Source organism: Actinomycetospora sp. 2LY8.5 (genome assembly GCF_057180585.1).
Map to the genome: position 1 here is coordinate 231,244 of NZ_JBXUHE010000006.1, position 10,586 is coordinate 241,829.

At 74.4% G+C, this 10,586-nt stretch carries 8 protein-coding genes; 2 read left to right on the top strand and 6 right to left on the bottom strand.

Annotated elements, in window-relative coordinates; all coding sequences use genetic code 11:
- Positions 1-59 precede the first annotated feature (59 nt).
- Positions 60-1,919, top strand: a complete 1,860-nt coding sequence (locus tag AC2A1K_RS11135) for an ABC-F family ATP-binding cassette domain-containing protein (protein WP_483896357.1) — start codon at positions 60-62, stop codon at positions 1,917-1,919.
- A gap of 61 nt (positions 1,920-1,980) precedes the next feature.
- Here the strand turns inward: AC2A1K_RS11135 and pth are convergent, their stop codons facing one another.
- The 6 genes from pth to AC2A1K_RS11165 form a co-directional block, all read right to left on the bottom strand.
- The gene (gene pth / locus AC2A1K_RS11140) at positions 1,981-2,571 is read right to left on the bottom strand and encodes an aminoacyl-tRNA hydrolase (protein ID WP_483896358.1); all 591 of its coding nucleotides are present in this window, start codon (positions 2,569-2,571) and stop codon (positions 1,981-1,983) included.
- Between the two features lie 9 nt (positions 2,572-2,580).
- Complete coding sequence (locus AC2A1K_RS11145; RefSeq protein ID WP_483896359.1) at positions 2,581-3,291, bottom strand: 50S ribosomal protein L25/general stress protein Ctc; 711 nt, start codon at positions 3,289-3,291, stop codon at positions 2,581-2,583.
- A 204-nt stretch (positions 3,292-3,495) separates the two neighbouring features.
- The gene (locus AC2A1K_RS11150; RefSeq protein WP_337703909.1) at positions 3,496-4,467 is read right to left on the bottom strand and encodes a ribose-phosphate diphosphokinase; all 972 of its coding nucleotides are present in this window, start codon (positions 4,465-4,467) and stop codon (positions 3,496-3,498) included.
- An 8-nt stretch (positions 4,468-4,475) separates the two neighbouring features.
- Positions 4,476-5,942 (bottom strand): bifunctional UDP-N-acetylglucosamine diphosphorylase/glucosamine-1-phosphate N-acetyltransferase GlmU, encoded by a 1,467-nt coding sequence (gene glmU, locus AC2A1K_RS11155; protein WP_483896377.1) that lies wholly within the window; start codon positions 5,940-5,942, stop codon positions 4,476-4,478.
- Positions 5,943-6,060: 118 nt separating this feature from the next.
- Positions 6,061-7,791, bottom strand: coding sequence for a GGDEF domain-containing protein (locus AC2A1K_RS11160; RefSeq protein WP_483896360.1), 1,731 nt, complete (start codon positions 7,789-7,791; stop codon positions 6,061-6,063).
- A gap of 407 nt (positions 7,792-8,198) precedes the next feature.
- The gene (locus AC2A1K_RS11165) at positions 8,199-9,404 is read right to left on the bottom strand and encodes a carboxylate--amine ligase (protein WP_483896361.1); all 1,206 of its coding nucleotides are present in this window, start codon (positions 9,402-9,404) and stop codon (positions 8,199-8,201) included.
- 104 nt (positions 9,405-9,508) lie between these two features.
- Between AC2A1K_RS11165 and AC2A1K_RS11170 the strand changes: the two genes are divergently transcribed.
- Positions 9,509-10,456, top strand: coding sequence for a glycosyltransferase family 2 protein (locus AC2A1K_RS11170; RefSeq protein ID WP_483896362.1), 948 nt, complete (start codon positions 9,509-9,511; stop codon positions 10,454-10,456).
- Positions 10,457-10,586 lie beyond the last annotated feature (130 nt).

A 10,586-nucleotide genomic window follows, 5' to 3' on the forward strand; every position in this document is an offset into this window, starting at 1 on the left:
GGTGTTCGCTGCTTCTATGCGCGCGAAGTCCCCGCTCGCGCTCCCTGGAGACTGGAACCGTGCCCAACCTCGTCAACCTGGAGTCGGTGTCGATCGGCTTCGGCGGCCCCAAGCCGGTCCTCGACGGCGTCTCGCTCGGCGTCGACACCGGCGACCGGATCGGCGTCGTCGGCCGCAACGGCGGCGGGAAGTCGACGCTGATCTCGGTGCTGGCCGGCGCGCTGACCCCGGACGCCGGGCGCGTGAGCCCGGTGCGCGGGCTGCGGATGGCCCTGGTGACCCAGCAGACGCAGCTGTCGGGCGAGACCGTCCGCGAGGCGGTCCTCGGCCAGGCGGGATTCAGGGCGAGCCCCGTGCCCGACCACGAGTGGGCCGCGGACCCGCGCAGCCGCGCGGTCGTCGAGGGCCTGCGCCCCGGCGGCGACCGGGGGTTCGACGCTCCGGTCGACGGCCTGTCCGGCGGGGAGCGCCAGCGGATCGCGCTGTGCGCGGCGCTGGTGCGCGAGCTCGACCTCCTCGTGCTCGACGAGCCCACCAACCACCTCGACGTCGAGGGCGTCGGATGGCTCGCCGAGCACCTGGTCGCCCGCCGGACCGCGCTCGTCGTCGTCACCCACGACCGCTGGTTCCTCGACACCGTCGCCTCGCGCACCTGGGAGGTCGTCGACGGGCACGTCGAGCAGTACGAGGGCGGCTACGGCGACTGGATCTTCGCGCGGGCGGAGCGGGCGCGGCTCGCCGACGCCGCCGAGCAGCGCCGCCGCAACCTCGCCCGCAAGGAGCTCGCGTGGCTGCGGCGCGGGCCGCAGGCGCGCACGTCCAAGCCGCGCTACCGCGTCGAGGCCGCCGAGGCCCTGATCGCCGACGTGCCCGAGCCCCGCGACACCGTCGAGCTCGTGACCATGGCCAAGCACCGGCTCGGGCGCACGGTGGTCGAGCTCGAGGACGCGACGTTGACCGTCGGCGGCCAGGAGGGAGGTGAACACCGCACGCTGGTCGACCGGCAGACCTGGCGCATCGGCCCGGGCGAGCGGATCGGCATCGTCGGGATCAACGGCTCCGGCAAGACGACGCTGCTCCGGGCCGTCGGCGGCGAGCGCCCCCTCGACGGCGGCCGGCGCGTGCAGGGCACCACGGTGCGGCTGGCCCACCTGTCCCAGGATCTCTCCGACCTGCCGATGCACCGCCGCGTGCTGCAGGCCGTCGAGGACATCGCCGAGCGCGTGACCATCGGCAAGCACGAGCAGACCGCCTCGCAGCTCGCCGAGCGCTTCGGCTTCCCGGCGTCGCGGCAGTGGACCCCGGTCTCCGACCTCTCCGGCGGCGAGCGCCGGCGCCTGCAGCTCGTGCGCCTGCTCATGACCGAGCCGAACGTGCTCCTGCTCGACGAGCCCACCAACGACCTCGACGTCGACACCCTCCAGCAGCTCGAGGACCTCCTCGACGGCTGGCCCGGCACGCTCGTCGTCGTCAGCCACGACCGCTATCTCACCGAGCGCGTCTGCGACCGCGCCGTCGCGCTGTTCGGCGACGGGAAGATCACCGACCTGCCCGGCGGGATCGAGGAGTACCTGCGCCGCCGCGCCTCGAGCGAGGGACGCCCCGACTCCGCGGGACGCAGCCAGGGCGTCCCTCGCTCCACCACCACCACCGCCACCGCCACCGCCACCACCGCCACCACCACCGCGGCGCCCGACGCCGGCCGCTCCGAGGCGGAGCGGCGGGCCGCGCGCAAGGAGGTCGCGCGCATCGAGCGCCGCCTGGAGCGGATCGCCACGCAGGAGGCGACGCTGCACGAGAAGCTCGCCGCCGCGGCCACCGAGCCCGGGCGCCTCCAGGAGCTCGACGCCGAGCTGCGCGCGCTGCTCAGCGAGCGGGAGCGGCTGGAGGAGGCGTGGCTGGAGAACGCGGTCGACTGACCCGTGCCCGGCGCCCGACGACGACCGCCACGTGCTCGCGGTCCCTGGCGTACCCGCGGAGCTAATGGATGCGGTTCTGGGCGGGCTCGAGGCCCTCGGCGGCCAGCGCCTCGACGGCGTCGGCGGCCAGCTCGACCGAGACGTCGAGCTCCTTGCGCTCGGCCGACGACCAGCGCTTGAGCACGTAGTCGGCGGGGTCCTGACGCCCCGGCGGGCGCCCGATGCCGAAGCGCACGCGCAGGTAGTCCTTGGTGCCCAGCGACGTCGAGATCGAGCGCAGCCCGTTGTGCCCGCCCTCGCCGCCGCCGCGCTTGAGGCGCACGACGCCGAACTCGAGGTCGAGGTCGTCGTGGACGACGATCACGTCGGTCGGGTCGACCGAGAAGAAGCGGGCGGCGCCGGCCACCGGGCCGCCCGAGAGGTTCATGTAGCCGCGGGGCTTCGCGAGCACCGCGCGGCGTCCGGCCAGCCGGCCCTCGGCCACGTCCGCGCCGGAACGCTTGTGCGGCGAGAACCGGCTGCCGAGGCGCGCGGCGAGGACGTCGGCGACGACGAACCCGACGTTGTGCCGGGTGCCCTCGTAGTCGGGGCCCGGGTTGCCCAGCCCGACGACCAGCAGGGGGCCGTCGGGCCGGGCAGCGGGGGAGCTCACGTGGGCCGGTCAGCTCTCGTCGGAGGACTCGGACGCCCCGGAGGAGCCCTCGGCGGGCTGGTCGCCGTCGGCGGCCTCGGAGGACTCGCCGGTCTCGGCGGCCTCCTCCTCGGAGGCATCCTCCTCGACACCCGCACCCTCGGTGTCGATCTCCTCCTCCATGGCCTCCTCGGTCGGCGCCTCGGTGACGTTCACGACCAGGAGCTCGGGGTCGGAGATCAGCTCAGCGCCCTCGGGCAGCCGGATGTCGCCCGCCAGGAACTGCGTGCCGATCGCGGCGTCCTCGATGACGACCGTGATCTCCTCGGGGATCTTGGTGGCGTCGGCCTCGACGGTCAGCGTGTCCTCGTTCTGGAACACGAGCGTGCCGGGGGCGGCCTCGCCCATGATCACGACGCGGACGTCGACCTGGACCTTCTCGCCGCGGCGGACGAGGACGAGGTCGACGTGCTCGAAGAAGCCCTTGATCGGGTCGCGGGCAATGCTCTTGGTCAGCGCGAGCTGCGGCTGTCCGCCGAGCCCGGTGATGGTGAGCAGCGCGTTGCGCCCGTTCTCGCGGAGCGCCGCGGCGAACTCGACCGTGTCGAAGGCGAGGTGCACGGGGTCGGTGCCGTGCCCGTACAGCACGGCGGGCACCTTGCCGGCGCGGCGCGTGCGCCGCGCCGCGCCCTTGCCGAACTCGGTGCGGGACTCCGCCGCGATGCGGACCTCGTCGGCCATGGTGGTCGTCTCCTGGGTGTCGTCCACGGGTCGGCGCGCCGCGCGCGGCCTGCCCCGGACGCCCGAGTCGACCGCACCGCGTCGATCACGGCCGGCCCATGGGGGACGGCCCTCGCCGAAGTGCGCCCACCACCCTACCTCGGCCGGGCCGGTGACCCTCGACCGGGACAGAGGCCCACAGGACAGAGGCCCAGAGGATGGAGGCTAGGCGTTCCCGTCGAAGAGGTTCGTCACCGAACCGTCCTCGAAGACCTCCCGCACCGCGCGGGCGATGACCGGCGCGATCGACAGGACGGTGAGCGACGGGAAGCGCTTCTCGTCCGGGATCGGCAGGGTGTTGGTGACGATGACCTCGCGGGCGCCGCAGGTCGAGAGCCGCTCGACGGCGGGGCCCGAGAGCACGCCGTGCGTGGCGGCGATGACCACGTCCGACGCGCCGTCGGCGAGCAGCGCCTCGGTGGCCTTGGCGATCGTCCCGCCGGTGTCGATCATGTCGTCGACGAGTATGCAGCAGCGCCCGGCGACGTCGCCGACGACGCGGTTGGCGGCCACCTCGTTGGGGCGGGTCTTGTCGCGGGTCTTGTGGATGAAGGCCAGCGGGACGCCGCCCATCATGTCCGCCCACTTCTCGGCGACGCGCACGCGACCGGAGTCGGGGGCGACGACGGCGAGGTCGTGGTCGGCGTAGGTGTCGCGCAGGTGCTCGGCGAGGACCTTGTTGGCCAGCAGGTGGTCGACGGGACCGTCGAAGAAACCCTGGATCTGGTCGGTGTGCAGGTCGATCGTCATGATCCGGTGCGCGCCGGCGGTCTTGAGCATGTCCGCGATGAGGCGCGCCGAGATGGGCTCGCGGCCGCGGTGCTTCTTGTCCTGGCGGGCGTAGCCGTAGAACGGCACGACCGCGGTGATCCGCTTGGCCGACGCCCGCTTCAGGGCGTCGATCATGATGAGCTGCTCCATGATCCACTGGTTGATCGGCGCGGTGTGGCTCTGGATCACGAACGCGTCGGAGCCGCGGACCGACTCCTCGAACCGGACGAAGATCTCCCCGTTGGCGAAGTCGTAGGCCGCCTGCGGGGTGATGGTGACGTCGAGCTCCTTGGCGATCTCCTCCGCGAGCTCCGGGTGGGCCCGCCCGGAGAAGAGCATGAGGCTCTTCTTCGGCGTCGACGACATGCTGACGGTCACGGGTCCTCCTGCTCGGCCTTCACTGCTTGTTCGGCGGCCTGCGCCGCGGCGGTGCCCGGGCGCTTCCGGGTCACCCAGCCCTCGATGTTGCGCTGCGGCCCCGAGGACACCGCGAGGGCCCCGGGGGGCACGTCCTCGCGGACGACGGTGCCCGCACCGGTGTAGACGCCGTCGCCGATCGTCACGGGGGCGACGAACGTGTTGTCCGAGCCGGTCCGGACGTGCGACCCCACGACCGTACGGTGCTTGGTGACGCCGTCGTAGTTGACGAACACCGACGAGGCGCCGATGTTGCTGGACTCGCCGATGGTCGCGTCGCCGACGTAGGTCAGGTGCGGGACCTTGCTGCCCTCGCCGATGTGCGCGTTCTTGACCTCGACGAACGTGCCGATCTTGCCGCGGGCGTCGAGCTCGACGCCGGGGCGCAGGTAGGCGAAGGGGCCGACCGAGGTCTCCGGACCGACGCGCGACGAGGACCCGTGCGTGCGCACCACGGCGGCCCGTGCGCCGACGGTGACGTCGGTGAGCGTGGTGTCGGGGCCGATCGTCGCGCCCTCGGCGACGCTCGTGGTGCCGTGCAGCTGAGTGCCGGGGTGCAGCGTGACGTCGCGCTCGAGGCGGACGCCGACGTCCACCCACGTCGAGCGGGGGTCGACGACCGTGACCCCGACGCGCATCCAGCGCTCCAGCAGCCGGCGGTTGAGCTCGGCACCCAGCTCGGCCATCTGCACACGGTCGTTGACGCCGGCGACCAGCCAGGGGTCGTCGGTCTCGACGGCGCCGACCCCGCGGTCCTCGCGGGCGGCGGTCGCCACGACGTCGGTGAGGTACAGCTCGCCCTGGGCGTTGTCGGTGGTCAGACGGCTCAGCGCGTCGCGCAGGAAGGCGAGGTCGAAGGCGTAGACCCCGGAGTTGACCTCGTTGATCGCGAGCTGGGAGAGCGAGGCGTCGCGGTGCTCGACGATCGCGGTGACCTGGTTGGCGTCGTCGCGGACCACGCGGCCGTACCCGCGCGGGTCGTCGAGCTCGGCGGTCAGCAGCGTCACGGCGTAGTCGCCGGAGGCGTGCTCGGCGATGAGCGCGCGCAGGGTGGCCGCGTCGAGCAGCGGCACGTCGCCGTAGGAGACGAGGACGGTGCCGGTCAGGTCGGCGGGCAGGCGGGCCACACCGCAGGCCACCGCGTGCCCCGTGCCGCGCCGGCGGTCCTGCACGGCGGTGAGCACCGTGCGGTCGAGCTCGCCGGCGAGCCCGAGCGTGTGGGTGCCGACCTGCTCGCGCTCGTGGCCGACCACGACGACCAGGTGCTCGGGGCTCGTACCGGCGGCGGCGTGCACGGCGTGACCGAGCAGGGTGCGGCCACCGACGGGGTGGAGCACCTTCGGCGTCGCCGAGTGCATCCGGGTGCCCTCACCGGCGGCCAGGACGACAACGGCTGTCGGGCTGGCGGTCGGGCTCGGCGGCATCGGCTCGGTGACTCCCACTCCTGCCGTTCCTGCGCGGACCGGCCCCGGGTCCGGGGCTCGACGCACCGATCCTACGACCGCGTCTCCGGCGTCCGGCCGGGGCGTGCGCCGGGCGCCTTCACCCGCGGCTCACGGGGAGGGCTCCGGTCGCGGGCCCGTCGTGGGTGCGGACGGCGTCGCCGCCTGCCCTCTTCGCGGCGTACATCGCGGCGTCGGCGCGGGCGAGGACGTCGTCCGGGCCCTCGCCGCTGCGGGCCGCGACCACGCCGACCGAGAGGGTCACCGGCCGTCCCTGGGCGGCGGGGAGCTCGGCCACCGTCGCCCGGGCGCGGCCCAGTGCGGCGGCCGCGTCGGCGACCGCGGTGTCGGGCAGGACGACGACGAACTCGTCGCCCCCGTAGCGCGCGACGAGGTCCGGGGCCCGCAGCGAGGACCGCAGCGCCGTCGCCACCCCGCGCAGCACCTCGTCGCCGCGGGCGTGGGAGGTGGTGTCGTTGATCTGCTTGAAGCGGTCCACGTCGATCATCGCGACGGCGGGGGACCCGGCGAGGACCTCCTCGAGGTGGCGGTCGAGCGCGCGGCGGTTGGGCAGGCCGGTCAGCGGGTCGGCGAGCGCGAGGGCGGTGACCTGCCCGTGCTCGCGGCGCAGGCGGTCGTGCGCGAGCCCGGTGTGCAGGGACAGCGCCCGCGCGCGGTGCAGCGCCCACAGCTCGGCCTCGAGGTCGGCGACGTACTCGCCGAGCGCGGTCTCGGCCGCCTGGCGGGGGCCGCCGGAGGTCGCGATCCGGGTGCGCAGCCGCGCGAGCTCACGGGTGACCGCGAGCATGAGGCTCGCCTCGCCCCGGGGCGGGCACGCCCGGCGGTGCGCGAGCACGGCGACCGCGGCGTCGTCGTCGCCGGCGCGCTCGAGCGCGCGGGCTCGGGCCAGCTCGACGATCAGGCGGTCGTGCTGGGAGGGCACCACGTTGCCGGCGGCGAGCGCGGCGGCGGCGCGGCGCGCGACCCGGCGCTCCTCGGGGGTGCGCGCCGGCCCCCGGCTCGGGCGCGCGAGCACGCCGGCGGCGGCGAGCAGCGGGCGCTGGGTACCCGCCGCGTGGTGGCAGAGGCGTCCGGCGACGGCGAGGGCGTCGCGGAGGCGCTCGCCGCCGGGCCGCCCGGCGCGCTCGAGGCGCAGGCCCCAGGACACTCCCAGGCGCACGCGGTCGTACCCGCCGGTCCCGTCCTCCCCGGGCTGCTCGACGAGCGTGTCGGCGAGATCGTGCAGGCCCAGCGACACCAGCGTGCCGGCCGCGAAACGCCGGGAGCACCGCACGTTGTGGTGGTGCTCGACGAGGGTGGGGGCGTGGTCGACGAGCACGGGCTCCTCGAGGTGCGCCAGGCCGGTCGCCACGGCCGAGAGCGCGGCCTCCTCGTCCCCGACGAGCAGCGCGCGGCGGGCCCGCAGCATCTGCGCGTCCGCGCCGAACAGCGACAGGCCGTGCGCGGCGACGAGCTCGAGCAGCTCGTCGAGCTGGGCGTCGGTCTTCGTGTCGGTCTCGGTGTCGGGTGCGACCGGGACGGAGGTGCCGCCCGGCTCCGCGGCGAGCAGCACGCGGGCGACGAGGCTCTGGCGCAGCAGCAGCGCGCGCAGGCCGGGCTCACCGGTGCGGGCCACGGGGGCGGTGAGCACGGCGTCGAGCTCCGCGGCGCTGCCCCGCGGGTCGGGGGAGGGGACGAGGGTGGCGGTCACCACGGCATGGTTCGTCCGCTCGAGCAGGGCGGCACGGGCGTCGGCGCGGGCGAGCGACTCCGGGGCGACCGGGTGGATCGTGGTCGTGCGCTGCGGGTCGGTGCCGTGATCCGCGGGCATGCCCACCTCCGGCGCTGGCGCACCGGACCCCTCCGGACGGGGTCCGGTTCCGACGATCGAGCTTCGACGATCGAGCAGGGCCCCGCGCCAGGATGGTGATGCGGTGCCGACCGTGGGGGTCACTCTGCCCCGTCCCGGGGAAGCTCCCGGCACCGGCCCGGTGAACGTGCATGGTGTACGCCCGCGCCGGCCTCGACGACGGGCACGGCACCCACTCCCACGCGTCCCACCGGAGACCACGATCCAGGTGGTGTTCCCGCCGCCGGGCACACCCGGCGCACCACGCTCGGCGGCGTCACGGTGACGCCGTCCACGGAGCGGGAGCTCTCGGACTCGTCCGGGTCCGCCGTGCGCGCGGGGCCACCCGGGACGGCGCCTCCCCATCCGTCCGGCGGGGTCGGGTGTCCTCAGCGCGCGGGCGCGTGTGCCGGCGTCTTGTCCGTCCCCACGCGGTCGCGCACGCGGGCCAGGAAGGGCCGCGGGTCGCACGCGTCGAACGTCGCGAAGACGCCGCTCGACACGTAGGGCCGCAGGCCGCGCAGCCAGGGCGTCCGCCCGTCGCGCCACCGGTCGAGCAGGGTGGCGCTGTCCTTGAACTCGTTCACCCAGTGCACCCCCTCCGGCCAGGACGGCGCGCTCGGCACCTCGCCGTGCACCAGGTGGCGGTAGGTCAGCAGGGGGAAATCGACGCCGCATCGCACGGCGAGCCGGCCGGACATGTTGGGCCGGCCGTTGACCTCCATGAGCTTGTACCGGCCGTCGCGCTCGTCCTGCTTGAACTCGACGTTGGCGAAGCCCTCGAGACCCATGGCGGCGACGATCGCGCGGCCCGGCTCGATCACCTCCGGGACGTATCGGCTGACGACCGCGCACGGGTAGCCGAAGTCGGAGGGCGACAGGCGCAGCTTGCGAGAGGTCATCTCGACGCGGGGCTCGCCGTCGACGACATAGACGTTGTAGTTGACGCCGCCGGTCTCCGGGCCCGGGATGAGCTCCTGGATCATCGTGCCGATCCCGAGCTCGTGGGCCTCGCCCCACGCGCTGCGCAGCTCGTCGGGCGCGTGGACGCGCTTCATCTTCACGCCGAACGCCCGGTTGTAGCGGTAGCTCTCCGCCGGCTTCACCAGGCACGGCAAGCGCAGGCGCTCGAGGAGCGACTCGAGCTCGCCGTACGAGCCCGGCGACACCGTGCGCGGGGCCTCGACACCCGCGCGGTCGGCGAGCTCGCTGGTGATCCGCTTGTCGAGGAACGTCTGCGCGACGGGCTCGGTCGGGCCGGCGACGGTGTGCCGCGCGGCGAGCGTGGGGTGATGGGCCGAGACGGCCTCGAGGGCCTCGTCGGTGGTCGGGATGACGACGCCCGATCCGTGGGTGTCGGCGAGCCGCAGCAGCGCTCCGACGTACCCGGTCGGGTCGTCGGCCGGATCCGGCGCGGTCACGGACGCGGCGACGTGCCGCGAGTGCCGGGTCGTCTCCCGGGGTGACGACACCACGGTGACGACGGGGACACCCGCTCGGCCCAGCGAACCGACCACGGCCAGCCCTGCCTCGTACCCGCCGAGGACGACGGCGGGAACAGCGCCGGCGGCAGCCCCCATGTGGTGCAGGCTCATGGCGGCAGCGTAGAGACACGCCACCGACACGACCGAGCGACCCGGGCGAAGGGGTCCGACGACCCCGCCGGGGCCCTCCCGGCGACCCGGGTAACCTCCTGGAGGTGGCCCCGCTCCCCGAGCCGCTGTTCACGGTGTTCACCGCCAGCTACAACCGGGCGCACACCCTGCCCCGCGTGTACGAGAGCCTGCAGGCGCAGACCCTGCGCGACTTCGAGTGGCTGATCGTCGACGACGGGTCGACGGACGGCTCCGAGGAGCTCGTGGCCGGCTGGAGCGCCGAGGCGGACTTCCCGATCCGGTACCTGCGCCAGGACCACGGCGGCAAGCACAAGGCCGCGAACCTCGGCGCCCGCGAGGCCCGCGGCGAGCTGTTCCTGCCGCTGGACTCCGACGACGAGTGCCGTCCCGAGGCGCTCGAGCGCTTCGCGGCGCACTGGAAGGGCATCCCGGACGACCAGCGCCCGGGGTTCTCGGCGGTCACCGCGCTCTGCGACGACCAGCACGGCGAGATCGTCGGCTCCCGCTTCCCGCACGACCCCACCGACTCGGACGCGCTCGAGATCCGCTACCGGTACGGGGTCACCGGCGAGAAGTGGGGCTTCCAGACCACGGCGGTGCGCCGCGAGTTCCCGTTCCCCGAGGGCCCCGAGGTCGAGGGCCAGCCCAACGTGCCCGACGCGATCGTGTGGAACCGCATCTCGCGGCACTACCGGACGCGCTTCGTCAACGAGGTGCTGCGCACCTACCACGTCGACGGGGACGACTCGATCACGCAGAAGAGCCGTGCGGCCGCGATCTGGCGGGCGCCGGCGTTCGCGCTGCGCTGGAAGGTCACGCTGAACGAGGAGCTCGGCTGGTTCCGCTACGACCCGCGCGGATTCGTGCGTGCGGCGGCGAACTACGCCCGCTTCTCCTGGGACGACGGCCGCGGGTTCCGCGAGCAGGGCCGCGCGCTGACGAGCCCGCCGGCGAAGCTGCTGCACGCCGCCGCCGCGCCGCTGGGCTACGTGCTGCACCGCCGCGACCGCAAGGCCGCCCAGGTGCGCTGACGCCTCACTGCTTGACCCTTGGTGGCGCGGCGGGCTGAGTAGCTTGCCGTGACACCCCGGTGCCGTCGGTGCATCGCCATGCTGACGCAGCTCGTCGAGAGCCTGGCTGAGAGTTCGCGAGCCCGACGGC

What these genes read in the sequence shown, in the direction of transcription:
- AC2A1K_RS11150 (WP_337703909.1), bottom strand. Translation starts at nt 4,467, where the DNA reads ATGTCGTCGACGCCGAAGAAGAGCCTCATGCTCTTCTCCGGGCGGGCC.
- glmU (WP_483896377.1), bottom strand. Translation starts at nt 5,942, where the DNA reads ATGCCGCCGAGCCCGACCGCCAGCCCGACAGCCGTTGTCGTCCTGGCC.
- AC2A1K_RS11165 (WP_483896361.1), bottom strand. Translation starts at nt 9,404, where the DNA reads ATGAGCCTGCACCACATGGGGGCTGCCGCCGGCGCTGTTCCCGCCGTC.
- AC2A1K_RS11160 (WP_483896360.1), bottom strand. Translation starts at nt 7,791, where the DNA reads ATGCCCGCGGATCACGGCACCGACCCGCAGCGCACGACCACGATCCAC.
- AC2A1K_RS11145 (WP_483896359.1), bottom strand. Translation starts at nt 3,291, where the DNA reads ATGGCCGACGAGGTCCGCATCGCGGCGGAGTCCCGCACCGAGTTCGGC.